Origin of the sequence: Shewanella sp. NKUCC01_JLK, from assembly GCF_019345615.1 — a bacterium.
Lineage (GTDB): Bacteria > Pseudomonadota > Gammaproteobacteria > Enterobacterales > Shewanellaceae > Shewanella > Shewanella oncorhynchi.
This window is the reverse complement of the sequence record NZ_JAHKRD010000007.1, coordinates 16,587-42,324: the sequence shown is the minus strand read 5'-3', so window position 1 is coordinate 42,324 and position 25,738 is coordinate 16,587. Positions and strand designations below refer to the sequence as shown.

Annotated in this window: 22 protein-coding genes; 15 read left to right on the top strand and 7 right to left on the bottom strand. The window is 47.0% G+C overall.

All coding sequences use genetic code 11. The annotated features are described in order from the left end of the window. The 15 genes from KO537_RS08960 to KO537_RS08890 all read left to right on the top strand — a co-directional run bounded on the left by KO537_RS08960 (window position 1) and on the right by KO537_RS08890 (window position 19,783). Window positions 1–645 carry a DUF4381 domain-containing protein gene (locus KO537_RS08960; RefSeq protein WP_219234285.1) on the top strand — a complete coding sequence of 215 codons (645 nt, stop codon included), beginning with the start codon at window positions 1–3 and terminating at the stop codon, window positions 643–645. Further along, window positions 639–1,658: a VWA domain-containing protein gene (locus KO537_RS08955; RefSeq protein ID WP_219234284.1), complete on the top strand. Its 1,020-nt coding sequence runs from the start codon at window positions 639–641 to the stop codon at window positions 1,656–1,658. Before KO537_RS08960 ends, KO537_RS08955 begins: the two co-directional genes overlap by 7 nt. Beyond that, window positions 1,658–3,679 (top strand): VWA domain-containing protein, encoded by a 2,022-nt coding sequence (locus KO537_RS08950; protein WP_219234283.1) that lies wholly within the window; start codon window positions 1,658–1,660, stop codon window positions 3,677–3,679. Before KO537_RS08955 ends, KO537_RS08950 begins: the two co-directional genes overlap by 1 nt. Then, a complete protein-coding gene (locus tag KO537_RS08945; protein ID WP_219234282.1) occupies window positions 3,673–5,394 on the top strand; it encodes a BatD family protein in 1,722 nt (573 codons plus the stop codon). Before KO537_RS08950 ends, KO537_RS08945 begins: the two co-directional genes overlap by 7 nt. A 72-nt stretch (window positions 5,395–5,466) precedes the next feature. Further along, window positions 5,467–6,030, top strand: a complete 564-nt coding sequence (locus tag KO537_RS08940) for a sigma-70 family RNA polymerase sigma factor (RefSeq protein ID WP_006085483.1) — start codon at window positions 5,467–5,469, stop codon at window positions 6,028–6,030. Then, the gene (locus tag KO537_RS08935) at window positions 6,023–6,727 is read left to right on the top strand and encodes a DUF3379 domain-containing protein (RefSeq protein ID WP_219234281.1); all 705 of its coding nucleotides are present in this window, start codon (window positions 6,023–6,025) and stop codon (window positions 6,725–6,727) included. The genes KO537_RS08940 and KO537_RS08935 overlap by 8 nt, the downstream gene beginning before the upstream one ends. A gap of 157 nt (window positions 6,728–6,884) precedes the next feature. Further along, window positions 6,885–8,336, top strand: coding sequence for a sodium/proline symporter PutP (putP, locus tag KO537_RS08930; RefSeq protein ID WP_105253092.1), 1,452 nt, complete (start codon window positions 6,885–6,887; stop codon window positions 8,334–8,336). Window positions 8,337–8,689: 353 nt separating this feature from the next. Next, window positions 8,690–10,006 (top strand): outer membrane protein transport protein, encoded by a 1,317-nt coding sequence (locus tag KO537_RS08925; RefSeq protein WP_105252077.1) that lies wholly within the window; start codon window positions 8,690–8,692, stop codon window positions 10,004–10,006. A 102-nt stretch (window positions 10,007–10,108) separates the two neighbouring features. Next, complete coding sequence (locus KO537_RS08920) at window positions 10,109–10,495, top strand: VOC family protein (RefSeq protein WP_173244012.1); 387 nt, start codon at window positions 10,109–10,111, stop codon at window positions 10,493–10,495. A 143-nt stretch (window positions 10,496–10,638) separates the two neighbouring features. After that, on the top strand, window positions 10,639–11,355 hold the full coding sequence (locus KO537_RS08915) for an SIMPL domain-containing protein (RefSeq protein WP_028761062.1): 717 nt from the start codon (window positions 10,639–10,641) through the stop codon (window positions 11,353–11,355). 176 nt (window positions 11,356–11,531) lie between these two features. Then, window positions 11,532–12,545 (top strand): efflux RND transporter periplasmic adaptor subunit, encoded by a 1,014-nt coding sequence (locus tag KO537_RS08910; protein ID WP_219234280.1) that lies wholly within the window; start codon window positions 11,532–11,534, stop codon window positions 12,543–12,545. Between the two features lie 36 nt (window positions 12,546–12,581). Beyond that, a complete protein-coding gene (locus KO537_RS08905) occupies window positions 12,582–15,824 on the top strand; it encodes an efflux RND transporter permease subunit (protein ID WP_219234279.1) in 3,243 nt (1,080 codons plus the stop codon). 43 nt (window positions 15,825–15,867) lie between these two features. Next, on the top strand, window positions 15,868–16,080 hold the full coding sequence (locus KO537_RS08900; RefSeq protein WP_105252075.1) for a DUF2892 domain-containing protein: 213 nt from the start codon (window positions 15,868–15,870) through the stop codon (window positions 16,078–16,080). Window positions 16,081–16,188: 108 nt separating this feature from the next. After that, window positions 16,189–16,605 (top strand): rhodanese-like domain-containing protein, encoded by a 417-nt coding sequence (locus KO537_RS08895; RefSeq protein WP_219234278.1) that lies wholly within the window; start codon window positions 16,189–16,191, stop codon window positions 16,603–16,605. A 721-nt stretch (window positions 16,606–17,326) separates the two neighbouring features. Continuing rightward, complete coding sequence (locus KO537_RS08890) at window positions 17,327–19,783, top strand: S8 family serine peptidase (protein ID WP_219234277.1); 2,457 nt, start codon at window positions 17,327–17,329, stop codon at window positions 19,781–19,783. 83 nt (window positions 19,784–19,866) lie between these two features. On the opposite strand, the gene KO537_RS08885 is transcribed toward KO537_RS08890, so the two are convergent. The 7 genes from KO537_RS08885 to yajC all read right to left on the bottom strand — a co-directional run bounded on the left by KO537_RS08885 (window position 19,867) and on the right by yajC (window position 25,720). Continuing rightward, the gene (locus tag KO537_RS08885; RefSeq protein ID WP_219234276.1) at window positions 19,867–20,412 is read right to left on the bottom strand and encodes a YaeQ family protein; all 546 of its coding nucleotides are present in this window, start codon (window positions 20,410–20,412) and stop codon (window positions 19,867–19,869) included. A gap of 176 nt (window positions 20,413–20,588) precedes the next feature. Then, window positions 20,589–21,500, bottom strand: a complete 912-nt coding sequence (locus KO537_RS08880; RefSeq protein WP_219234275.1) for a bifunctional precorrin-2 dehydrogenase/sirohydrochlorin ferrochelatase — start codon at window positions 21,498–21,500, stop codon at window positions 20,589–20,591. 19 nt (window positions 21,501–21,519) lie between these two features. After that, on the bottom strand, window positions 21,520–21,879 hold the full coding sequence (locus KO537_RS08875) for a rhodanese-like domain-containing protein (protein ID WP_131523169.1): 360 nt from the start codon (window positions 21,877–21,879) through the stop codon (window positions 21,520–21,522). 128 nt (window positions 21,880–22,007) lie between these two features. Then, window positions 22,008–22,325 carry a DUF2007 domain-containing protein gene (locus KO537_RS08870; RefSeq protein WP_028761071.1) on the bottom strand — a complete coding sequence of 106 codons (318 nt, stop codon included), beginning with the start codon at window positions 22,323–22,325 and terminating at the stop codon, window positions 22,008–22,010. Between the two features lie 234 nt (window positions 22,326–22,559). Next, a complete protein-coding gene (gene secF / locus KO537_RS08865) occupies window positions 22,560–23,507 on the bottom strand; it encodes a protein translocase subunit SecF (protein WP_173243997.1) in 948 nt (315 codons plus the stop codon). Window positions 23,508–23,519: 12 nt separating this feature from the next. Further along, on the bottom strand, window positions 23,520–25,370 hold the full coding sequence (gene secD / locus KO537_RS08860) for a protein translocase subunit SecD (protein ID WP_113941670.1): 1,851 nt from the start codon (window positions 25,368–25,370) through the stop codon (window positions 23,520–23,522). 17 nt (window positions 25,371–25,387) lie between these two features. Beyond that, window positions 25,388–25,720, bottom strand: a complete 333-nt coding sequence (yajC, locus tag KO537_RS08855; protein ID WP_007649452.1) for a preprotein translocase subunit YajC — start codon at window positions 25,718–25,720, stop codon at window positions 25,388–25,390. Between the last annotated feature and the right edge of the window lie 18 nt (window positions 25,721–25,738).

Here is a 25,738-nt window from a genome sequence, read left to right as displayed (position 1 = left end):
ATGGATCCAGCAACAGTGAATTCAGAAATAGCAAATCCACAGGCAACAGTACCTATGCCTTCTACGGCGTCAAACCCAGCCCTTGCACAACTGCAGGATATTATTCATCCCGATCCGATCGGCGCTTGGCCTTGGGCAATCGGTTATTGGCTGGTTTTAGCACTTGTGATTGCCCTCATCACACTCTTAGTTATCTGGCTAAGAAAACGCGCCCGTTACTTTGCGCCGAAAAAAGCCGCTAAACAGTTACTTAATCAGCTCGATAAACAAGCGACGTCCTATGCCTCTGACGTCAACAGCCTATTAAAGCGCACCGCCATGAGTTACCTCAGCAGAGAAGCAATAGCCTCCTTAGATGGCGAAGCTTGGGCGGCTTGGTTAGACAGCTATTTACCCGAGCATAAACGCCAACGTATCGGCCCCTTATTAGCCAAACGCCATCAGGCAACGCCATTGACCTTAGCTGAAGCCAATGAATTGCATCAACTCACACAGGCTTGGTTGGCATCGAAAGCAAAACTGAGTGCGCCTGAGTCGACTCTTGTTCAAGCTAAGGGCTACGTTCAAGCTAGTGGCAACGCTCGAGCTAAAAGCCAAGCGACAACCCAGCAAGCTGACACTGAAAAAGCGGAGGCACAATGTTAACAATTGCATGGCCTTGGCTATTGATATTATTGCCTTTACCTTTGATTTTTTGGCGCCAACACACATTACAAGTGGATGGTGGCCGGCTGCAATTACCCGGAATAAGCCAAACGGGTAAACAAAGCTTAGCGGCCAACACGCGCCAGAGTCGCAAACGCTACTGGCTGATGTGGTGCCTGTTAGTGCTCGCTATTGCTCGTCCTCAATGGCTTGGTGAACCTATCGAACTGCCAAGCCAAGGCCGCGATTTGATGATGGCGGTGGATTTATCCGGCAGTATGCAGATTGAAGACATGGTGGTGAATGGCAAAACCGTCGACCGTTTCACTTTAATTCAGCACGTCGTCAGTGACTTTATCGAGCGCCGCAAGGGTGATCGTATCGGCTTGATCCTCTTTGCCGATCACGCCTATTTACAGGCGCCGCTCACTCAAGATAGACGTTCAGTGGCGCAATTTTTAAAAGAAGCACAAATTGGCTTAGTCGGTAAGCAAACCGCCATAGGTGAAGCCATCGCTTTAGCCGTTAAGCGTTTCGATAAAATGGACGAGAGTAATAGAGTGTTGATTTTATTGACCGACGGTTCTAACAACGCGGGCAATATCGAACCAGAGCAAGCAGCGCAAATTGCCGCTAATCGTAAAGTTACCATTTATACGGTTGGTGTGGGCGCAGATGTGATGGAGCGCCGCACACTCTTTGGCCGCGAGCGGGTTAATCCTTCGATGGATCTAGATGAAAACCAACTTAAGCATATCGCCGACGTCACCCACGGCCGTTATTTTCGCGCCCGTAACAGCCAAGAGCTAGACCAGATTTACCAAGAAATCGATAAACTCGAACCTGTGAGTCGCGATCAGTTAAGCTATCGTCCGCAGGCAGATCTGTTCTACTGGCCGCTGGCACTGGCATTACTGACGAGTCTGTGGATTACCTTAGGTCAATTGCCACTCTTTGCAGCGCGCCGCGTTAAACCCTCTGTCGCAACCACTTCACAGGGGAACATCAAATAATGAGCCTACATTTTATTCGTCCCGAATGGCTACTCGCCCTAGTGCCGCTAGCCTTAGCCTTGTTGAGTTTATGGCGGCAACACGAGAGCCACAGCGCTTGGAATCGTTATATTGCGCCGCACTTAGCCAAGATATTGGTCACCCAAGGCAATAAGAAATCCCGCCGTCCGTTGCATTTATTAGCCTTAACTTGGTTGATTGCGACCTTGGCACTCGCCGGACCTGCCGTTAATAAACAATCCTTACCTGTGTTTGCCGCCGAACAAGGCCGCGTACTGGTGATGGACATGTCCGTATCTATGTTCGCCACCGATCTTGCGCCGAATCGGTTAACCCAAGCTAAATTTAGGGCAACGGATCTCCTGCGTAATCTTAAAGAAGGTGAAACAGGTTTAGTCGCCTTTGCCGGCGATGCCTTTACTATCAGCCCATTAACCCGTGATACCGGCACATTGCTCAATTTACTGCCGACCTTAAGTCCTGAGATCATGCCCGTTCGTGGCTCAAACTTAGCGGCAGGCTTGGCCCAAGCCAAAACGCTACTGGCTCAGGGTGGGCATATTCGCGGTGATATTATCCTGATGACAGATGGCATCACAGCATCCCAATTCGATGAGGCTAACTCGGCATTAAGTGGCACCCAATATCGCCTCGCCGTCATCGCTTTTGGCACCAGCCAAGGCGCGCCAATCCGTCTACCCGATGGACAATTACAACGCGACAGCAGCAACGAAGTCGTTGTGGCCAGCACTGATTTCGCTCTGCTGCAAAAACTGGCCGCGAATAACAAAGGCGTTCTGATCCAGAATCGCACCGACGGTAATGATCTCGCCCAATTACAGCAATGGTTAAGCGATGCTGGCGATGCGAAAGCCACAGATCTTGATGGTGAAACTTGGCAGGATCTCGGTCCTTACCTCGCCTTATTATTACTGCTACCCGCCCTTTTCAGCTTTAGACAAGGAATCGTGGCCAGTGTTGGATTTGTCACTCTTGCTGGCAGCTTACTGCTCGCGGCTGTGCCTCAGCCAGCCCATGCCAGTGTGTGGGACAATGTGTGGAAAACCACAGATCAACAAGCGATGCAGGCCTATCAATCCCAAGATTACGCAAACGCCGCTAAGCAGTTTGAGTCGCCCCAATGGCGTGGCAGCGCCCAATACAAAGCCGGTGATTTTGCGCAAGCACTGAAAACCTTCGAGCAAGATAGCTCAGCCCAAGGCCTCTACAATCAAGGCAATGCGTTGATGCAGCTCGGTAAACCCGATAAGGCCAAGGAGCGCTATCAAGCCGCGCTTGAGAAACAAGCTGATTTCCCTGCGGCCAAGGCCAACCTTGAACTGGCTGAAAAGTTATTAAAAGAACAGCAACAACAAGGTAAAAACGAGCAACAGGATAAGAACCAAGATCAACAAGGGGATCAACAATTCGATGATCCCAAATCAGGTGATCAACAGTCTGGCGACCAACAATCCGGTGACCAAAAATCGCAGGATAAACAGCAATCTGACCAAGATAGCGCTCAACAAAATAAGCAAGATCAAGCGGGACAAAAATCTCAGGATCAACAGGACGATGCCGACGCGGATCAAAGCCCTGAACAGCAAAAAACGGATGATCAACAGTCTGAGCAAGATAAGCAAAATGGCAATGCTCAGGACAAGCAGAATGAAGCTCAGCAGGAAAATGAGCCTGTAGACAATTCACCTGCAGACAATGAAGCTAAGATGCAAGCGCAGGCTAAAGCCGATGCTGAAGAGCAAAAGTCAGCTGAGCAAGAAAAGCAAAGCGTTGCCGCCAAAGAAGCTCCTGAGCAAAATGCGCAAGATAAACAAGAGGCTGCGATGAGTGAATCGGTCGAGGCACCGCCAACCAATAGCGAGCCACTGCCCGCAGAAATGCAACGAGCACTGAGGGGCGTGAGTGAAGACCCGCAAGTGTTACTGCGCAACAAGATGCAGTTGGAATATCAAAAACGCCGTCAAAATGGCCAAATATCAAAGGATAACGAACAGTGGTGACGAGACAATTTTTTATCCTGCTACTCCTTGCCATCGGAGTGGCCCATCCCGCCTTTGCACTTAGCAAAATTGAGGCCTCGGTCGATCGCAACCCAGTGATGGAGGGCGAATACTTTGTGCTCAACATCAGTGTCGATGACGAAGTCGATACCGGTAAGCTAGACACGTCCGCCCTACTGAAAGATTTTATTGTCGGCCGTACTAGCGTGAGTCGCAGCACGCAAATCATGAACTTCGATGCGGTCAAAGAAACCCGCTGGCAAGTACTGCTCGCGCCAAAACAACAAGGCCAGTTAACCATTCCAGCCTTTAGTATTGACGGCGTCAGCTCATCGCCTATTCCACTCAAAGTGGTCGAAACTGGTAGCCAGCCCGCGCAAATGAACAATCTGTTCATTGACGCCAAAGTCTCGACCGACGAAGCCTATGTTGGGCAGCTCATTACCTACAAGGTGAAACTCTATCTGGCGGTAGAATTACAAAGGGGCGTATTGAGTGCACCTGTGATCGAAGGCGCACAGATCAAACAAATCGGTGAAGATAGGGATGGTTCAGAGATAGTCGATGGTCGACGTTACCGCGTGATTGAACGCACCTATGGCATCATTCCCGATTTGCCCGGCCAAGTGAATATCAAAGGTGCAACCTTTGCTGGCGATGTGCTGGTAGAATCCCAACGCCGCGGCGGCATGTTTGGCTTTAATGAAAGCCGCCCAATGCAAGCAGGCGCGCCCTCACTGACAGTTCAAGTGAATCCCGCACCAACAAGTTTCCAAGGCCAATGGCTGGTTGCCGATTTAGTGGCGCTAAAAGAAAACTTCCCTGAGGATATTAAAAAGTTTACCGTCGGTAGCCCTATCACCCGCACTATTACGCTGTTGGCTTCCAATGCCGATGAAAATAGTCTGCCTGATATAGTGCAAACTCTGCCCGATGAACTCAAGTCATACCCAGAAAAACCCCAGCGGCAGACCTTTGTGCGCGATGCACAAATTGTTTCGCAGTACAGTATTACTTCGGCAATCGTTCCCAGCAAAGCGGGCACCTTTACCTTGCCCGAAATCAAAGTGCCTTGGTGGAATCCGCGCCTTAAACGTCAAGAAACTGCAACGCTGCCCGCACGTACCATAATCGTTGAAGGTGGTGCTGTCAGTGATACGCCAGCTCAACCAACATGGGAAACCAACTCCGCGGCCGATAAGGGCTGGTCTTGGCTAACCACGGTTTTTGCTGCGCTATGGCTGGTCACTCTAGTCGCTTGGATTATCACCTTAGTCGCTTGGCGCCGCGTCTTAAAAAATCAAACGGCCGCCCCAATTTCAGTAAACTCTTCAATCAGTTCAGCACAATCAGTGACTGCCTCCGGCTTGAAAGGATTAGAGCAAGCCTGCGCCAGTGGCGATGTAAGCCGAATTATGTTGCAATTGCAGCGATATTTCAGTGAGTTACAGCAAACGCCTATGACATTAGATAAGATTGCTGAGCAGTCACCACAACTGGCAGCAGCGATACAGCAACTGCAAATCAAAGCCTACAGTGCGAAGGCCGATAAGAGCCACCATACTGACAGTGCTAATACGAGCAGTGCGAATTCTAACAATACAAATAGCCACTTAAGCGCCGAATGTACCGCCTTACTTAACGCGGTTAAGGCCTGTGAGCATAAACATTCAAACACAAAATCAGCGCCATTAAGCCCACTGAATCCTAAATAAATGATGGGGTTAATGACAAAGAAGCGAGTGCTACCATGCTAAATATTCCGCCAAAAAGCCCAAAGATAAAAAATGTTTGCTAACTGGCGCAAGAAATCCGTCGAGCCCGCGGTCTCTTCTGACATGCTAAGCAAACAACGACGATACAACAGCCTAGTCAAGGCGCTACATGCAGACATTTTCCGCTACGCCTATTGGTTATGCGGCGATAAGCACGTGGCTGAAGACATTACCCAAGAAACCTTCTTGCGAGCGTGGCGCTCTTTGGATTCCCTCAAGGATGATAAAGCGGCGAAAGCTTGGCTGATCACGATTCTTAGGCGTGAAAATGCGCGGCGTTTCGAGCGTAAACAGTTCGATTATTCCGACGTTGAGCAAGATACATTGGAAGACAATATCTCCAATAGCAGTGAAGAGCAGACCGAGCAATATCTGATCCGTCGACAAATTGGCAAGCTGGATATCGAATACCGCGAACCACTCTTACTCCAGCTCATTGGTGGCTTTAGCGGCGATGAAATCGCCGAGCTGATGGAGCTCAATCGCAACACCGTAATGACGCGTTTATTTCGGGCGAGGAGCCAATTGAAAGAATTACTTGAGAAGAATGATGTGAGAGGTCAATCCAATGGATGAGCTTAAATTTAGACGTCAAGCTTATGAAGATCCTCATAATCAAGATGCTGACTTTCTGGCACAAATCAATGCCAAGTCAGAAAACCAAGCCCTAATCAATGAGCTTAAAAACCTTGATGCCAAACTGAGCAACGCATTGAAAGTGGATGTGGCTGAGGATCTCGCCGACAAACTCATTTTGCGTCAGCAGTTACAACAGCACCATAAACAGCGCCGGCAAACGTTTTTTTTAGTGGCCATGGCAGCCTCGGTTGCGTTTGTGGTAGGGATCAGCTTCAGCCTATTACGCTTAGGGCCTATTGATTTGGCTGAACATGCACTGGCCCATGTCTACCATGAAGATATTGCCTTGCATGTCGATCAAAATGTCAATTTTAGTCAAGTCAATGCCCAGCTTGCGTCGATAAAAGACTTTGGCAATGCCAAATTTACCCAACAACCGGGCAAAGTGTATTACACCTCTTATTGCGATTTTCAAGGGGTAAAAAGCCTGCACTTAGTACTTCAGGGCGAACAAAGTAAGGTGACACTCTTTATCGTGCCACTCGAGAAACGTATGGTGTTGGATAAAACCTTCGCCGACGGTAAATATCAAGGAATGGGCTTTGAAACGCCCGATGCATTTATTTTGCTCATAGGTGAGGATCAAGCTGACCTTCGCTATATAAAAGACGAAATCAAGAATATATTTATTTAAGCCATTGTTATAAATTGCATTTAAAAATCAATCTCCGATATTTTTATGTTATTGGAGGTTAGATTTCAATCACACTTACATCTGCTAATGGGCGCACGTTCAAACATCTGGTAGCATGCTTGCCACTTTTAATAATAAAAAGATGGGAAAAGGCAAGATGACGATTGAAACCCCGATTTTAATCACATTTGTTGGTTACTTAGTATTGATGATGGGCATAGGTTTTTGGGCTTACCGTGCTACCGATACTGTTGATGATTATATTTTAGGTGGCCGCAAAATGGGCCCCGCAGTGACCGCACTCAGCGTGGGTGCATCTGACATGTCAGGTTGGCTGTTACTGGGGTTACCCGGCGCAGTTTACTTAAGCGGCTTAGGTGCAGCCTGGATTGGCGTAGGATTAATTATTGGTGCTTGGCTAAACTGGTTATTTGTTGCCAAACGACTGCGCATTTATACCCAACTCGCCGATAACGCCCTCACTTTACCGGATTTTTTCGAGAAACGTTTCCACGATACCCAAGGCTATCTCAAGCTCGTTTCCGCAATCACTATTCTGGTGTTTTTTACTTTCTATGCCTCCTCTGGCATGGTCGGTGGCGCGATTTTGTTTGAGAAGGTCTTTGGGCTTGATTACACCGCAGCCCTCGTGATTGGCTCGGCCATCATAGTCGGTTACACCTTTATTGGCGGTTTCTTTGCCGTGTGTTGGACTGACTTTTTCCAAGGCAGTTTAATGCTCATCGCCCTATTGATTGTCCCTTTCGCCGTTTTCGCTCACCCCGAAAGCCATGCAGGTATTGAAACGATCGATCCCGCGATGTTGGCATTGGTCAATGACAAAACCACTGCCATCGGCATGTTATCTTTGCTCGCATGGGGCCTAGGTTATTTTGGTCAGCCACATATTTTGTCGCGTTTTATGGCGATAGGCAGTGCCGATGCCCTGCCCTTGTCACGCCGTATTGCCATGAGCTGGATGGTGTTATCTCTCATTGGCGCATTAGCCACAGGTATCGCAGGCTCGCTCTATTTCGCCAAAGAGCCATTAGCCAATTCTGAAACAGTGTTTATCCATTTAGCTCAAGCGGCGTTTAACCCATGGATTGGTGGGCTATTAATCGCCGCTATTTTATCGGCAATCATGAGTACTATCGACTCACAACTCTTAGTCTGCTCAAGTGTCATCACCGAGGATTTCTACCGTAAATGGTTGCGCCCAAAGGCCGATGATCGCGAGCTAATGATGGTAGGTCGTTTAGGCGTACTCGCTATCGCTGTAATTGCCGGTGTGATTGCCCTCAATCCTGAAAGTAGCGTGCTCAGTTTAGTGAGTTATGCTTGGGCAGGCTTTGGTGCGGCCTTTGGTCCCGTAGTCTTGTTATCCTTGTTTTGGAAGCAATATAGCCGTAATGGCGCTATCGCCACTATTATTGTCGGTGCATTAACCGTGGTGATTTGGAAGCAACTCACTGGTGGCATTTTTGAAGTATATGAAATCCTTCCTGGGTTTATATTCGCGACTATTGCGGGTATTTTAGTCAGTAAATTCTCTGCTCCAAGTGAAAAAGTAACGACAGAGTTCGAACAATTTAAATCTGCACTCTAATCTAGATATGTTTCCATATGTTTAAAAGCGCATAAGTGTGCGCTTTTTACATTTTGTATCCTTTTAAATACCCTACGCACCATTACAAACCGTTAACTTCAATTGAAACCCATAGCGGCACCCAAAGCCCTTCATATCAAGCATCTGGCCAGACCATTCAAGCATACTAAAGTATCACTCTTGTTTTAAAGACTTTTAATTAACTGAAAATTAACATATTTCACTTCTGGTCGGACTTGTTGAGGGTACATTGAATCCATAAGATGCCGGAGACTAATAAATGGATTTAAATACTTTCGGCGGACTAGGACCGAATAAAAATCCAATACTTATAAAAAATAGAGAGAATAATAATGAAAACATTCAACAAGACACTCATTGCCGTTTCTGTCGCATTAGCAAGCACACAAACCTTAGCTTCAGGTTTTCAACTAAACAGCCAATCAGCAACGGGTATGGGCCGTGCATTTGCGGGTGATGCGGTTATTGCCGATAACGCTTCTGTGTTATCACGTAACCCTGCTGCTATGGCATTATTCGATAAAGATGCGATCTCCTTCGGCTTAACTTATGCCGATATTACTGTTGATGTTAAAGACGTTAACTTTGCCGGTGGTGCCGTTGACTTAGGCAGCATCGATGACGCGGGTAGCTCTAAAATTATCCCTAATATTTTCTACATCCACCCCATCGACGATAAGTTCGCCGTAGGCTTTGCCGCTTTCTCTAACTTTGGTACCGGTACCGATGCCAGCTCACTTTCAAAGAGTTTACCAGCAGGCTCACCAGCACCTTATGATCTGCTTGGCGAAACAGAAGTAACAACGGTTAATTTTAACACCAGCCTTTCATACCGTATTAATGACATGTTCAGTATCGGTGCTGGTATTGATGCCATTTACGGTGAAGGCCGTTTAACCCGTAACATGGGCGCGACACCTCTGGTTGACGTCGACGCTGACGGTTGGGCGTTTGGTGGTATTGTGGGTGCCACAATTGAGTTAGATAAAGACAATCGTTTCGGTATCAGTTACCGCTTCAGCCCAACAGTGAATGTTAAAGGTGATATCAACACAATCAGCACTAAAGATCTATCTGCCGTTGGTTTAGGTTCAAAAACAGCACTAGCGACAAGCTTTGACAGCTTAGACGTACCCCTTGCGGATATTTTCCAAGTTGCTGGTTTCCATCAGCTCACACCTAAGTTTGCAGTGCACTACACTGCGCAGTACACCCAGTGGAGCAACTTTGAACAAATCACGGCTAAAGATGGCGTAGCCACTATTATTCCAGGTCAAGCGGGTGCAGGTACTCAACTGCAAGCTGGCGACGTTGCTCTGAAAGAATACCAATGGAAAGATTCATGGTTATTCAGCCTAGGTGGCACTTACACAATCAACGAACAATTCACCGTGCGCGCGGGTTATATGCATGACCAAGGCGTTGTGGACGAAATCAGCTCTATTTCATTCCCAGACTCTGACCGTAACTGGTATACAGCGGGTATGAGCTACCACATCAACCCACAAAACACGGTTGACTTTGGTATCGCTTATATTAAAGGTGAAGAAGTTCACCTGATCGAAAACAGCGCAATCGCAGGCCCTGTTAATGCGATTACTGAATCAAGTGGTATGTACTACTCAGTTCAATACAGCTACCAGTTCTAAGATAAATTCCTAACACCAAAGCCGCATTTTTTGCGGCTTTTTTGTATCTTAAGCATTTATTGCCTAAAGTTAATTCATACTCCTGTAAATGCAGCTACGGCTATGGCTAAAGTCATTGGACTCGGTGGAATTTTCTTTAAAAGTGTCGATCCCGTTGCCTTGGCAACTTGGTACAAAACCCATCTTCAAGTCCCTATTGAAAACTGGGGAGGCGCCGCGTTTTATCACACAGATAAATCAACTCTTGGCTACCATGTTTGGACTCCTTTCGCCCATAGCACGGACTATTTCGCCCCCTCAGATAAAGGGTTTATGTTCAACTTTGTCGTTGACGATTTAGAGCAAGCACTCCTACAAGTAGAGCAAGGTGGCGGTCAACCGATTGGTGGTATTGAAGATTCAGAATTTGGCCGCTTTGGCTGGTTTATTGACCCTGATGGCAATAAAGTCGAATTATGGCAGCCAAGCGCGATTCCTCCTGAAAAATAAATGCTTTAAACAGATATTTCAAAACTCATCTCTCAACATAATCTCCTCTGCCTTAAGCGGCATCTATTCCGAATAAACCCAGTGCATGACTGAGGTTTATTCGGTATCGTAGACTGAGTTCATCTAATCAAGAGATTCTTTTTATGGAAAAAAGTAACATCCTTCCTGCCCTGCTGTTAGGTGGTTTCCTTTGCGCTGGACTTGTTTATGTAGGCCAGACAGCAAGCTCAGCACTATTGCAAATGAAAGCCATGGAACGCACTGTCACGGTAAAGGGCTTAGCGGAAAAAGAAGTCAAAGCCAATGTGGCAATTTGGCCAATCAATTTCACTGAGGTCGATAACAATCTGCCTAAACTCTATGAGACGGTTCAGCAAAAAACCGATCGTGTTGTGGCGTTTTTAAAGGAACAAGGCTTTAGCGACAGCGAAATTACTGTCTCTTTGCCTTCAATTGAAGATCGCCAAGCCCAAGGTTATGTCGATCCCAACGTCAGATACCGTTACTCGGCAAAAGTGAACCTATCAGTTTATACCCCACAGATTGATCTCATGCTGAACACCCGTAAGCAAATGATTAACTTAGTAAAAGAAGGTATAGCGATCGCTAGCCAAGATTATGATAATCGCACTGAGTTTCTGTTTACCGATCTCAACTCAGTCAAACCTATCATGGTGCAAGAAGCGACTCAAAATGCCCGCGAAGTGGCTGAAAAATTTGCTAAGGATTCGGATTCTCGCCTCGGAAAAATTAAAAGTGCGAGTCAAGGCCAGTTCACCATTTCAGACCGCGACAGCAGCACGCCTTACATTAAACAAATTCGCATCGTTTCCACACTAACCTATTATTTAAATGACTAAATTTTAGGTTTAATTTGAAACTCTGAAGCATGAGGAATAAGGCGCTATAGGCCTTATTCCTTATTCCTAAATTAGGTAAAAACACTACATTAAATTTTTCTAATAAATATTGATTGCCTATTGAAAACAACTCCATTAGAATTTTCTCATAAATTACATCTGGGGTGATATAAGTTATGACATCAATTTCTCGTGCTTTTTTCTTACTGCTGGCACTTTCCAGTACTCAAGCTCAGGCTGCCTCAGTCGAAACCATCGAAGTCCTAAATAAACCCTATCCGAATTGGGTCACCTTAGACGCCACCATTGAAGCAATAAAAGCAGCGACGGTATCGGCGCAAACCACTGGCCGTATTGTCAAACTCAACTACGATGTTAACGATGTCGTCCCCGAAGGAGCCGCCCTGCTGGAAATTACCAGTAAAGAGCAAGGTGCTGAACTGGCAAGCTTTGAGGCTGATCTAGCCAAAGCGAAGGCTTTAAATGTCGAAGCTCAGGCACAATACAAACGTTATAAAGAGCTATTTCCCCAAGGCGCGATTTCTAAGGGCGCGATGGATGAAGCCACCGCCAATGCTAAAGCAACAGAGCAAGCCGTCAGTGCAGCACAAGCCCGTGTCATCAAAGCCAACGAATCCTTAAAATACACTGTCGTTTCAGCGCCTTTTGGTGGCATAGTCACTGAGCGTTTTGTCGAACTTGGCGAAACCGTAAGCCCAGGACAAGCACTACTTTCAGGGTTTTCCGCGAGTCAAATGCGCGCCATTACCCAAGTACCACAGCGTTACATTAACCAACTTAAAAATTCCCCCGAATTTCTCGTCCGTTTAAGTGATGGGCGTGAGTTCACCTCAACTGATCTCACGATTTTCAGTTTCGCCGATCCCGTCAGCCACAGTTATCAAGTGCGAATTAATCTGCCAGAAAATGAAGCCAATCTTCAACCCGGTACTTGGGCAAAAGCTTCCTTTAAAAATGGCGACCGGGAAAAAATCCAACTGCCCACCTCTGCACTGCTCACAATGAACGAACTGAGCAGCGTTTACCTTAAACAAGGCGAAGCCTTTGTGCTGACCCAAGTCCGTGTCACTGACCCCTTAGATGGCGAGGTAGAAGTGCTTGCGGGCCTTAAGTCGGGTGACAAGGTGGCCGTTGATGCCTACCAAGTGTTGCTCAGCAAGAAGCAATAAATTCCCTAGCGACTTAAGCTTTGTCGAGGTTGTTTTATGAAACATGCTCCAGTACCACAAACCACACTTGGGATTTCCGGACGAATTGCCGCTGCCTTTCAAAATAGCGCCATCACGCCGCTATTAGCACTTCTCGGGCTCTTACTTGGCTTATTCGCCATTTTGGTGACACCAAAAGAAGAAGAGCCACAAATTGATGTCACCTTTGCCGATGTGTTTATCCCTTTTCCCGGCGCGACACCCACGGAAGTTGAAAACTTAGTCACCCTGCCAGCGGAACAAGTGATCTCCGAAATCAAAGGCATAGATACTCTGTACTCGTTCTCCCAACCCGATGGCGCGCTGATCATCGTCATCTTTAAGGTCGGTGTTGCGCGCAATGATGCCATCGTCAGCCTATACAACCAGATTTATTCCAACATGGATAAATTACCAAGGGGCGCTGGCGTGGGTGAACCGCTAATTAAACCACGCGGCATCGATGATGTGCCCATTGTCAGTTTGACCTTATGGTCAAAGGACAGGCAAGTGTCTGCTGAGCAGCTAACCCATGTCGCCCTTGGATTAGAAACCGAAATTAAGCGTATTCCCGGCACTCGCGAAATCGATACCGTTGGCCAGCACGATATGGTGGCCAACATACGTATCGATCCCGCCAAGATGAACAGCTTTAATCTGACCTACGACAAGTTAAGACAAAGCCTGAATGACAATAATATGGTCTCTATGCCTGCATCCTTAGTGCAAGGCAATCAAGAGATAAAGGTCCAAGCTGGGCAGTTTTTACAATCCATCGACGATCTCAAGCAATTAGTCGTCAGTGTCTATCAAGACAAACAAGGCAAAAATATTCCGATTTATTTGGCGGATATTGCTGAAATCAGCTTAAAAAGTGATATCCCTAAACAGAGCGTTTGGCACGCAGATAAAACCGACATTTATCCCGCTGTCACAATCGCAATTGGTAAACAAGCAGGCCAAAATGCCGTCGACATCGCCGACAGTGTGATTGAGCGGATAGCTAAGGTCGACAATGTGTTGATCCCAGCAAATGTCGAAGTCACAGTGTCACGTAACTATGGCGAAACCGCGGCGGATAAATCTAACACCCTTATTTTAAAACTGATTTTTGCCACCAGCGCCGTAGTTGTACTGGTCTTTTTAACCATGGGCGCACGCGAATCCTTAGTCGTGGGTGTAGCCATTATTATCACGCTAGCGATCACCCTTTTCGCCTCTTGGGCGTGGGGATTTACCTTAAACCGCGTGTCCTTGTTCGCCTTGATTTTCTCCATCGGCATCTTGGTCGACGATGCCATAGTCGTAGTAGAAAACATCCACCGGCATATGGCGCTCGGCAAAAAGTCCTTCAGCGAGCTTATCCCAGTGGCGGTCGATGAAGTCGGTGGCCCGACGATTCTGGCGACATTTACAGTTATCGCAGCCTTGCTGCCGATGGCTTTTGTATCGGGCTTAATGGGGCCTTACATGAGCCCGATCCCCATCAACGCCAGTATGGGCATGTTAATTTCCCTCGTTGTGGCATTTGTGGTCACTCCTTGGCTCAGTCGTAAACTGCTGAAACATAATGACCAACACGATACTGCCCAAGCCTCGCACGAGGATGAAGCTGAAACTAAGATGGTGCGCCTCTTTACTCACTTAATTGGTCCTTTCCTGCTGGGTAAAAATGCCCGTAAGGCAAGAGTGGGACTGGCTGCCGGCGTATTTGTGTTGATCGGTATCGCTGTCGCGCTCCCCGTGGGTCAGCTCGTGGTACTGAAAATGCTGCCCTTCGATAATAAGTCCGAGTTTCAAGTGATGGTGGACATGCCAGAAGGCACTCCCGTAGAGCAAACACAAAGAGTATTGCAGGATTTGAGTCGCTACCTAACAACCGTCCCTGAAGTCGAGCATCTGCAATTGTATGCGGGCACTAACGCGCCAATGAACTTTAACGGCTTAGTGCGCCACTATTTCCTGCGTCACAGCCAAGAGCTTGGCGACATCCAAGTGAATCTAGTGGATAAGAAACACCGCAAGCGCGACAGCCACAGCATAGCGGTATCGGTGCGAGACGAACTGCAGCAAATTGGCGAGCAATATCAAGCCAATATCAAAGTGGTTGAAGTGCCACCAGGGCCGCCAGTGTGGTCGCCGCTGGTTGCAGAAGTGTATGGCCCAAGTTCCGCTATCCGCGAGCAAGCCGCATATGAGATGCAGGCGCTGTTCCATGAAACCAAAGATGTGGTCGATATCGATATTTTCTTACCCGCCGCCCAGCAAAAATGGCAAGTGATGATCGACCGCAGTAAAGCCAGCCTGATGGCCGTGCCCTACAGCAATATTGTCGACTTGATTGCCACCTCAGTTGGCGGCAAAGATGTGAGCTATTTACATCAAGCCCAGCAAAAACAACCGATACCGATCCGCCTGCAATTAAACGAAGGCGCGAAAGTCGATTTAGAGCAAGTGCTGAATATGAAGTTACTGAGCCAAACGGGGCAATCTGTGCCTGTCTCTGAGCTGGTGACCATCAAACGCGGCAAAATCGATGCACCAATTATCCATAAGAATATGATCCCTATGATCATGGTCGTCGCCGATATGTCGGGACCACTGGACAGCCCGCTCTACGGCATGTTCGATATGGCGGGCAAAATCGATGGCGCCGATGGCTTAGGGTTTGATCAGCATTATATTCACCAACCCACAGGGTTAGACTCAGTCGCCGTGCTCTGGGATGGCGAATGGAAGATCACCTACGAAACCTTTAGAGACATGGGTATCGCCTATGCGGTCGGTATGATTGCGATTTATTTATTGGTGGTCGCGCAGTTTAGATCGTATCTGGTGCCGCTTATCATCATGGCGCCAATTCCACTGACTGTGATTGGCGTAATGCCTGGACATGCCCTGCTCGGTGCCCAATTCACGGCAACGTCCATGATAGGCATGATAGCGCTGGCGGGGATTATTGTGCGTAACTCGATATTATTGGTCGATTTTATTAATCAAGAAACCGCATCCGGCGTACCCTTTGAGCGGGCAGTGATCCACTCTGGTGCCGTGCGAGCTAAACCTATCATGCTGACTGCATTTGCAGCCATGATAGGGGCATTGTTTATTCTTGATGATCCGATTTTTAATGGCTTAGCGATCAGTCTGATCTTTGGTATTTTTATCTCGACCATACTGACCTTAGTTGTCATCCCTGTGCTGTACTACACGGCCATGAAAAACCGTATGAATACTATTCAGATACAAACACAAAACTAACCACAACAAAGGCCATCACCAAGATGGCTTCAAGGAGTAAGGTATGTCATTAGAACGCAGTATTATGGCTTTTGCCGGATTGATGGTGTTACTGTCACTGGTGTTAACCGCCTATGTGCACCACAACTTTCTGTGGTTAACCGCATTTGTTGGCGCTAACCTATTCCAAAGTGCTTTTACCGGTTTTTGTCCTGCCGCCATGGTTTTACGCAAATTGGGTGTAAAATCAGAGGCTGAAATTGCTAAACAAAGCTAAACCACATACAGTCACTACTTAAGAGTTAAGATAAGAGATAAGAGTTAGGTGAGCAAGTACACGCTTGGCTAATACAAGCGTGCCGAAAAGCCGTCAAGGAGAGATAAAGTGACCCACAACCTCGTAACCCGTGGCCAAAGTCTAATGCGCTTAGCCCTATTAAGCTTGCAATCACTGGTACTCATGCCACTGCTGCTAATGCCCATGATAGCCAGCGCCGCCGACCAAGATCCTGCAATCGCATGGGATAAAATTGCCGCAGGCGCTATGGTGCTCGATGTTAGAACGCCTGAAGAATTTGCCGAAGGTCATTTAGCGAATGCGGTCAATATTCCCTTTGAGCAAGTGACAGAGGAGTTTGCTAAGCGTGGCATCGCCAAAGATGCTCCCGTCGTCTTGTATTGCCGCAGCGGTCGTCGTAGCAGTATTGCGACCGAAGCCTTAGTCGCTGCCGGATACACCCAAACCTATAATGGTGGCGGCTATTCCACCTTAGTTGAAGTGCAAAAAGTGCCCGCTAAATAATTCACTACCATCAAATTGGCTCTAGTGTGGGGAAGTAAGAATAAATCACTTTAGTACTCTCACCTCGCTCTAGCCATTCAAGGCTTAACGGCTAAAAGCGCCCTAGGGCGCTTTTTTATTGTCTAAATAAAATATCGAAATTAAGCAGGGGGGGGATTAATAGGTTCTTACCAGATTCATTGTGGACGAAAGAGCACAGGATTTTTTAGTAGTTCTATAAAATAAGTAACACCCGTATTCCCAAAAGCCTAAGTAAAGTCAATCAATTGGCAACTGCCACCCTATTGACAGCCTTTTGCAACAATTTCGCATAATCAATCACTTGAGAAAATATTATCATTATGATGAAAACTTAAAGTTTGTTTTTGTTATTTTTAATTACAAAAAAATATATATATAAATTTCAATGCATTGATAACGGTAAAATCAATCAAAAGCCCTCATATGAAGTCGTAAATTCGTATTCACTTATTCACGTTTATCACATAAAAAAACAAATATTTTAATAAAATTTGGTTACAAATCGTTACAACTTGAATTTATATGCACTATAAATGACTATTAAATCTAAACACTTACCAACCGCCATACCGTTAACAATTGATTTACAAATGACGTGGTCGCAGATAAATTCACTAACCGAGTAGCATCTGAGTCGTAGTTATTCTTATGAAACATAAAATAATAATGATTAACACTAAATTGACCATGGAAGAAGAACATGACAATCAACAGAACCACTAAAATAGCGTTAAGCCTTTCAAGCTTAGCTATTGCGATCTCAGCTGGTGTACAAGCAGCACCACAAGCCCCAGGTTTTGCCGCAGCATTACAAGCACAAACCTCCCCACTGCCAAAGCGTTACATTGTGAAGTTTAAAAACACTGATGCCGCGGCCATCATGTCAGCCAATAGTGTGCAATCAACGAGTGATCTGCAGTCACTCAATGACGCGACAACAGATACGCTACCAACCACAATGAATTATCAGCCACAAATGGCTGAAATCAGTGCCCAACATACCGCATTAAATAAAGTACAAGCGAAGGAAATGAAGCGTATCGGCCGCAGTAACAGCTACTCGGTGAAACTCGATGCCAAAGGGATCAATGCATTAAAAACCCGTGCTGATGTGGAATATGTCGAAGAAGATATGCCACGCCGCTTTCTAAGTGAAAGTACGCCTTGGGGCCAAACTTTTGTAGGAGCAACCCAGCTAAGCGACAGCCAAGCGGGCAACCGCACTATTTGTATTATCGACTCAGGCTACGACCGTAGTCACAGCGACTTAGGTGGCAACAATGTCACAGGGACCAATAACTCAGGCACGGGTAACTGGTTTGAGCCGGGCAATAATAACGCCCACGGTACCCACGTTGCGGGGACGATTGCGGCGATTGCTAACAATGATGGCGTGATCGGCGTTATGCCAAATCAAAATGCCAATATTCATGTGATCAAAGTGTTTAATGAATCTGGCTGGGGCTACTCTTCATCCTTAGTCGCTGCCGTAGACACTTGTGTCACCAATGGCGCCAATGTTGTCACTATGAGTTTAGGTGGTTCAGGTTCTAGCACCACTGAGCGTAACGCTCTGGCCGCCCACTATAATAATGGTGTTCTCCTGATTGCTGCTGCGGGTAACGATGGGAATAGCACTCACAGCTACCCAGCATCCTACGATGGCGTCATGTCTGTCGCCTCTGTGGATAGCCATAAAGACCACTCAGCATTCTCCCAATACACCAACCAAGTGGAAATATCTGGCCCTGGTGAAGCAGTTCTATCGACTGTTACCCGTGGCGAAGGCCGTTTAGCCGATATCACTATCGGCAATCAGTCTTACTTTGACTCAGGTGTCGTACCGCACAATCGCCTGATACCTTCTGGTAGCAGCTATGTCCCCGCACCATTTAACGGTACCAGCACTGCAACTTTGGCAGAATGTACCGTTAGCGGCACAAGCTTCAACTGCGGCAACATGACCAATAAGATTTGTTTAGTGGAACGTGTTGGTAATCAAGGCACTAGCTACCCTGAAATTAACGCAGCTAAAGCCTGTAAGAATGCAGGTGCCAGTGCGACGATTGTTTACAGTAACGCGGCATTACCCGGCTTACAAAACCCCTTCCTTGTCGATGCTAACAACGAAATCAATATGGTTTCTGTATCTGTTGATCGTGCAACAGGCTTAGCACTGCGCAATCAACTGGGCGCCACAGTCACTGTCAGCAACCAAGGCAATAAAGATTACGAGTACTACAATGGTACATCTATGGCGACACCGCATGTGTCAGGTGTTGCGACCTTAGTGTGGAGCTACCACCCAGAATGTAGTGCGGCGCAAGTCCGTAACGCATTGAAAATGACCGCCGAAGATCTCGGAACTGCAGGTCGTGACAATTACTATGGTTACGGTTTAGTTAATGCAGTTGCAGCAAAAGCCTTCCTAGACGCATCTTGTACTGGTCCAACGGGTCCTGTCGATCCAACTGAACCGGGCGATAGTGTTCTGGTGAACGGTGTGGCGAAAACAGGTTTAGCAGGCGCAACAGGTGAAGAATTACATTTTTCATTTGAAGTTCCAGCAGGTGCAACGAACCTAGGCTTTGTGATGAACGGTGGCACAGGTGATGCGGACTTGTATGTGCAATATGGCGCGGCGCCAACCACCACTAATTACGATTGCCGTCCGTATAAAAGTGGCAATAGTGAGTCTTGTCCAATCACCAATGTACAATCAGGCACTTACTATGCCATGGTGAAAGGCGATTCGGCTTTCACTGGTGTGTCGTTAACGGCGAACTACACAGCGTCTAATGGCGGCGGTACGCCAACGAGCTATACCAATGCTGATAACTATAATATTCCTGATAACAAAGCGGCGGGGATCACTAGCCCAATCACGGTTACTCGCACAGGTGATTCAGGTACTGTGACTGCAGTCGTGAACATAGTCCACCCTTACATTGGTGACTTAAAAGTGCAGCTGATTAGCCCTTCAGGAAAAACGGTTACCCTGCATAACAACACAGGTCTTGGTGCAGACAATATCAACAAGAGCTATACCGCAGATATGACAGGTGCGAATTCGAACGGCGTATGGAAGTTAAAAGTCGTAGACAGTGGGCGTGGTGATGTTGGTTATATCGATGGCTGGGAACTGAGCTTCAAATAAATCAAAATCGATACTCTTACTGATACTTAAAAGTAATAAACGGAAAGAGCCTGCAATTGCAGGCTCTTTTTTTACAAAACATGTTATTCAATATATTTGAGAATTTCAGGCTCAATCAACACGCTGGTTTCATTATCCGATAACCAAATTTGGCCTTCACTAATCGAAACTTGCAATGCCATATTACGCCCAACAAACGCTTCCATCGCCGTGACGGACTCTTCGGCAATATTCCACACTTTTAAATTCTGATAACGCTCTAACGCTTGCTGATTCTGTTTCCACCAAATCGGTACACTGCGACCACCATAGGTAAAGAGCTGCACGACTTTGGCACGGCCGCTGGCCTTTCGCAGCCATTTTTCATCGGCCTGACCAAACTCAACCCACAGATCAATTTCACCGGATAGGGTTTTGTCCCATAGCTCTGGCTCGTCATCGACGCACAGACCTTTACTAAAACTTAAGGTTTCGCTGGCATTCACAATAAACGCGAGTAAACGCACCATCATGCGGCCATCGGTTTCGGAAGGATGCTGGGCAAGCGTCAATTGATGGTCTTGGTAATAATTCCGATCCATATCGGCTATCTGTAAATTGACTTTAAACACGGTCGCCTTGAGGGCCATAGTCATCCTAAATGCAGAGTGAAATCCTGAAACAGCGAAATCCTAAAATAAGGCTGCCGAGTCTACCTGAGACTCGGCATTAGCTCAAACGAACAATAGAATACGCCCATGAAATCGAACAAAACGTGCAATCGAACAGAAGGTTAAATCGAACCCAAGGCTGAATCGGTAAGAAATTAAATCGCTCCGGGTCGCAGATGTTTAGCCATGGGGAAATGGGCTTTCAGCAAGCTAATTTTTTGCGTATCCGCTACCAGTAGCATGCGCGTACCTAACTCATACTGTTGACTCAATTCACTGAAAGCGGGTAAAAAACCGCGATCTGCGTCGCGGCGAACAAGTTCAGTGAGTTCGACGCTCAAATCCCCTTGGCTGTATATCCAATCGAGGCGCTGTAATAATGGCATGGCGGCGAGCGGCAGTAAGTCCACAGAGGTTGCATCATCCAACAAAAGGATTTCGCCGCGGCTGACTAAGTTATTAAACGCATTATGGTAATGCTCGGTGGTACGACTATCGAAACGGTCGCCATTGGTATCGAAAAAACGCTCCCAAAATAAGCGGCGTTTCGAGGTTGAATCGAGTTTCTCTTGCACTTCGACACGTTTATCGGCGACAAAATCGAATAACGGTTTGAGTGACTGCGGTAGGCTAGATTCTAAACGCGAGCGAATCGTGCGTGCAAATACCGGTGCTGCGCCCGCAGTGCTGATCGCGACCACTAAACGACCTCGATCCACAATAGAAGGAGTGATAAAGCGGCAAAAGGCGGGATTATCAACAGCATTAACCCAGATACCACGCGCAGTAGCTAAGGTCGCTAACTCGGCATTAAGACTGTCGTTTGCCGTAGCTAAATACACCAAATCATAATTTTGAATGTCGGCATGGACGACTTCACGCTGGGATAACAAAATACGGCCAGCATCTGCATAACGTTGCACTTCTGGGTTCACCTCTGGCGCTACCACGTGGATATTGGCTTCGGTACGTGTCAGCAGTGCTAACTTACGGCTAGCCACATCGCCCGCGCCCACCAGTAGAACATTCAAATTAACCGTATCGACAAACAAGGGAAAATATTGCATTAGATGAGATCCTGAACGCTTAGTCCTGCACCACTGGCAGTTGACGCTGTACCCAGCCCTTATAGCCACCAATCATAGAGGCAACGTGGGTGTAACCCATAAGTTGCAGATTATGGGCAGCCAAGGCGGAACGCGCACCACCCGCGCAGTAGAGTAATATGGGTGTATTTTTATCGGGGAAACGCGCTTCGATATCACGCTCTAAAATACCCCGGCTTAAATGTTTCGCTTGGGGTAAATGATCTTGCAGCCACTCACGATCCTCACGCACATCAACAAGGTGCCAGCGGTCATCGGCCTGATAAGCTTCGATTGTCACTTCAGTGATATTAGGCAGAATAGCGTCAACAAGGGCGGAAAATGCATTGGGATGCTGCATCACTAACTCCTAGATAAGATATTGAATGACATAATGAATGTCAGCTTATCAGCAAAGTGTAATCTTCTCATCCTGCAGACGCAATCTTTCAGCCTCACCGCAAAGCTGAGAAGGTTGCCAGTGAAAGGCTAGTTGTGGCTTTCGCTGCGCTCTGAGCTACATTGCCAGCAAAGCTCAAAACTGCCTTCATTAGTCTCATGGCATTGCACACACTGCCATTGCGGACTTTCAACATCCAACGCATTCAATTGAACTTGTGCCGACGCGTATTGGGACTCACCTACCCATAACTCGACGTTTTGCATCCCAGTAGGGAGTTCACCAATGCCGCCTAATAACGCTTCACCTCTGAGTTCAACATGAATGCCACAGGCCTCCAATAAACCTTTCCATGTGTGGGCCTGCAATAAATTACCACCAGCAACTAACACTTTACGTTCTTCCATGCGACATCCTACGGCTACAACTCTCTAGAATATGGGTTGCCGACATCCTACTGCTAAATAGCCGAGGCTGTCGAGCGCTGATTTTTACATCAGTTGTTAAATAAATTAACATTCACTTTTTACAGCATAACTGACTATAACTTTGTGAGTTTGCTAGCAGAATGTCAGATACGCCTCAAAATTGATGCAAAAAAAAGCCACCTCATAGGTGGCTTTTTAACTCCAAATTAACCTTTAAGGCATCATAGGAGGTTGGTCTGCGCCTTCTTTCTCAATCTCAACTGGCATCATGTGTTCACGATTGATACCCAGTTTAACGGCCAAGAAGCTCGCCACATAGATAGAGGAATAAGTACCCACAAAAATCCCCAACAGCAATGCAGTCGCAAAGCCATGGATCATAGTGCCGCCCTTAAGGAACAAGGCCACAACAGTCACCAAAGTCGTGCCCGTTGTAATAATGGTACGGCTCATAGTTTGAGTGATTGAAATGTTAACTATTTCTTCAGGATCGCTCTTACGCAGCTTAAGGAAGTTCTCACGGATACGGTCAAATACCACAATAGTATCGTTAAGTGAGTAACCCACCACCGTCAACAAGCCCGCCAATACGGTCAAGTCAAATTCCAATTGGAATAACGAAAACACACCTAAGGTCACGATGACATCGTGCGCCAGTGCCGCTACAGAACCAAACGCTAAGCGCCATTCGAAACGAAACGACACATAGATCATGATACAAATCAGCGCAACTAATACCGCCAATGCACCTTGCTCTGCCAGTTCTTTGCCCACTTGTGGGCCAACAAACTCAACACGCTTCTGCTGCACTTGTGGGTCAACTTTCTGTGCGGCTTCCATGACAGACTTAACCTGCACATCGCTCTTAACGCCTTCTTTCACCTGTAAACGTACAAGTACGTCACGGCTAGAACCGAAGTTTTGCACGATCGCACCTTCGGAATCTGGCGTCGTCAGTTGCACACGCAGCGCATTCAAATCAACCGGCTGAGTAAACTCCATTTCAACAACAGTACCGCCAGTGAAATCAAGACCCCAGTTAACGCCATTAGTTGCGAGCGATATCAGCGAGCCCAGCACTAACACTGCCGACATAATGCTAATAGGCAGTGCATGGCGGAGGAAGTTTACTGTATGTTTTAAGGATAAAACTTCAATCATTGTCACTTCCCCTTAGATAGACAGAGTCTTCACGCGCTTACCACCCCAAATCGCGTTAACGATTGAGCGAGTACCCACGATGGCGGTAAACATAGAAGTCGCAATACCTATCATTAAGGTCACAGCGAAGCCTTTAATCGCACCAGTACCTACGGCAAACAAAATGAGCGCAGTGATGAAGGTGGTGATGTTCGCATCGGCGATAGTTGAGAAAGCATTACCATAACCTTCATGGATAGCCTGCTGCACGCTACGTCCGGCACGAAGCTCTTCACGAATACGCTCATAAATCAGCACGTTGCCGTCAACCGCCATACCGACCGTCAACACCATACCGGCAATGCCGGGTAGGGTTAACACAGCGCCAGGGATCATAGACATAACGCCCACAACCATGACTAAGTTTGCGGTTAAAGCCAGGTTAGCAATAAGCCCAAAGCTACGGTAGTAAACCAACATAAAGAGTAAGACAACTGCCATACCCCATACCATAGCTTGCACACCGCTTTGAATGTTTTCAGCACCTAAGCTTGGACCAATGGTACGTTCTTCAACAATTGATACAGGAGCAATCAAGGCTCCCGCACGCAGTAATAGCGCAAGGTTTTGTGCTTCACCATGACTTAAGCCAGTGATCACAAAGTTACGGCCTAAACGGGCTTGAATGGTCGCGACAGAAATCACTTCTTGGATTTTCTGCATCTTAACGCTGCCATCGGCATTACGATCACCACTGTCTTTATATTCGATGAACAAAGTCGCCATAGGCTTGCCTATGTTGTCTTTAGTCACGTCAGAGAAAATGGTACCGCCTTTAGCATCGAGGTTGATACTGACCTGAGGACGACTGTACTGGTCAAAGCTAGGTTGCGCGCCAGTGATATGGTCACCCGTCAACATCACTTCTTTCTTCAATATCACAGTGCCACCTTCGCGGCGCTGATACACTTCAGAACCCGCAGGTACACGGCCTGATTGCGCAGCATTCGGATCAGCTTTGTCATCCACCATGTGGAATTCAATTGATGCGGTTGCACCTAAGATTTCCTTAGCGCGAGCCGTATCTTGCACACCTGGCAGCTCAACGATAATGCGCTCGGCGCCTTGACGTTGTACTACAGGCTCAGCCACACCTAACTCGTTAACACGGTTACGAATTGTGGTAATGTTTTGTTGCAGTGCTTCTTCTTTAATCTGCTTTAGATAAGCTTCACTCATCACAGCTTGCAGCGCGAAATCTTCGCCACGGCTAGCGTCGGTGAACACCATATCTTTATTGCGAGTCTTAAGGAAACGCTCGGCAGTCGCTAAGTTTTCAGCATCACGGAACTTGATTTCAATTCCAGTAGCATTAACACGAATACCAGCATAACGAATGGTTTCTTCACGTAATTGTGAACGGAAATCAGCGACTTTAGCTTCTTCCATCTTACGAATCGCTTCGCCCATGTCCACTTCCATGAGGAAATGCACACCACCGCGAAGGTCAAGACCGAGCTTCATTGGGCTGCCGCCCATGGACTCGAGCCACTTAGGCGTCGCAGGCGCTAAGTTAAGTGCCACAGTAAACTTGTCACCTAAACTGTCAGCAATGATTTCTTTCGCCAGTAGCTGTTGATCCGCATTTTGCAAACGGACCAACAACTGACCTTTTTCAAGCTCAGAGCGCTTTACCGCAATGCTCTTACTGGCTAACAGCTCGTTCACACTGGCTTGGGTAGATGCTGTTACTTCAGCACCTCGAGTCGCCACCACTTGCACCGCATGATCTTCACCAAAAAGGTTAGGTACGGCATAGAAACAACCTATGGCGATGACGAGCATCACCATAATGTTTTTCCACATTGGGTATTTATTTAACACGCCTGAGCCCTCTTGGCTTACAACGACTGGATAGAGCCCTTAGGCAATACAGCTGCAATATAGTCTTTTTTGATCGTGATTTGTGTTGTGTCGTTCAAGCTCAGTAACACGTAATCGCTTTCGTCGCTGATTTTTGCAATCTTGCCTAAAATCCCACCACTGGTTAACACTTCATCGCCTTTGCCTAATGAAGACATCAGATTTTTGTGCTCTTTAACGCGTTTTGATTGCGGACGGAAAATCATGAAATAGAAAATCAGGCCGAAAATCGCCAGCATGAAAATCAGTTCCATCGTGCCGCCACCTTGTGGTGCGCCGGCAGCGCTTGCATATGCATTTGAAATAAACATAGTTTTTCTCTTCTTATT

Bases quoted from the DNA above. Each gene is read 5' to 3' on its own strand.
- KO537_RS08960 (WP_219234285.1), top strand. From the start codon at position 1: ATGGATCCAGCAACAGTGAATTCAGAAATAGCAAATCCACAGGCAACA.
- KO537_RS08955 (WP_219234284.1), top strand. From the start codon at position 639: ATGTTAACAATTGCATGGCCTTGGCTATTGATATTATTGCCTTTACCT.
- KO537_RS08950 (WP_219234283.1), top strand. From the start codon at position 1,658: ATGAGCCTACATTTTATTCGTCCCGAATGGCTACTCGCCCTAGTGCCG.
- KO537_RS08940 (WP_006085483.1), top strand. From the start codon at position 5,467: ATGTTTGCTAACTGGCGCAAGAAATCCGTCGAGCCCGCGGTCTCTTCT.
- KO537_RS08935 (WP_219234281.1), top strand. From the start codon at position 6,023: ATGGATGAGCTTAAATTTAGACGTCAAGCTTATGAAGATCCTCATAAT.
- putP (WP_105253092.1), top strand. From the start codon at position 6,885: ATGACGATTGAAACCCCGATTTTAATCACATTTGTTGGTTACTTAGTA.
- KO537_RS08925 (WP_105252077.1), top strand. From the start codon at position 8,690: ATGAAAACATTCAACAAGACACTCATTGCCGTTTCTGTCGCATTAGCA.
- KO537_RS08920 (WP_173244012.1), top strand. From the start codon at position 10,109: ATGGCTAAAGTCATTGGACTCGGTGGAATTTTCTTTAAAAGTGTCGAT.
- KO537_RS08915 (WP_028761062.1), top strand. From the start codon at position 10,639: ATGGAAAAAAGTAACATCCTTCCTGCCCTGCTGTTAGGTGGTTTCCTT.
- KO537_RS08910 (WP_219234280.1), top strand. From the start codon at position 11,532: ATGACATCAATTTCTCGTGCTTTTTTCTTACTGCTGGCACTTTCCAGT.
- KO537_RS08905 (WP_219234279.1), top strand. From the start codon at position 12,582: ATGAAACATGCTCCAGTACCACAAACCACACTTGGGATTTCCGGACGA.
- KO537_RS08900 (WP_105252075.1), top strand. From the start codon at position 15,868: ATGTCATTAGAACGCAGTATTATGGCTTTTGCCGGATTGATGGTGTTA.
- KO537_RS08890 (WP_219234277.1), top strand. From the start codon at position 17,327: ATGACAATCAACAGAACCACTAAAATAGCGTTAAGCCTTTCAAGCTTA.
- KO537_RS08885 (WP_219234276.1), bottom strand. From the start codon at position 20,412: ATGGCCCTCAAGGCGACCGTGTTTAAAGTCAATTTACAGATAGCCGAT.
- KO537_RS08880 (WP_219234275.1), bottom strand. From the start codon at position 21,500: ATGCAATATTTTCCCTTGTTTGTCGATACGGTTAATTTGAATGTTCTA.
- KO537_RS08875 (WP_131523169.1), bottom strand. From the start codon at position 21,879: ATGCAGCATCCCAATGCATTTTCCGCCCTTGTTGACGCTATTCTGCCT.
- KO537_RS08870 (WP_028761071.1), bottom strand. From the start codon at position 22,325: ATGGAAGAACGTAAAGTGTTAGTTGCTGGTGGTAATTTATTGCAGGCC.
- secF (WP_173243997.1), bottom strand. From the start codon at position 23,507: ATGATTGAAGTTTTATCCTTAAAACATACAGTAAACTTCCTCCGCCAT.
- yajC (WP_007649452.1), bottom strand. From the start codon at position 25,720: ATGTTTATTTCAAATGCATATGCAAGCGCTGCCGGCGCACCACAAGGT.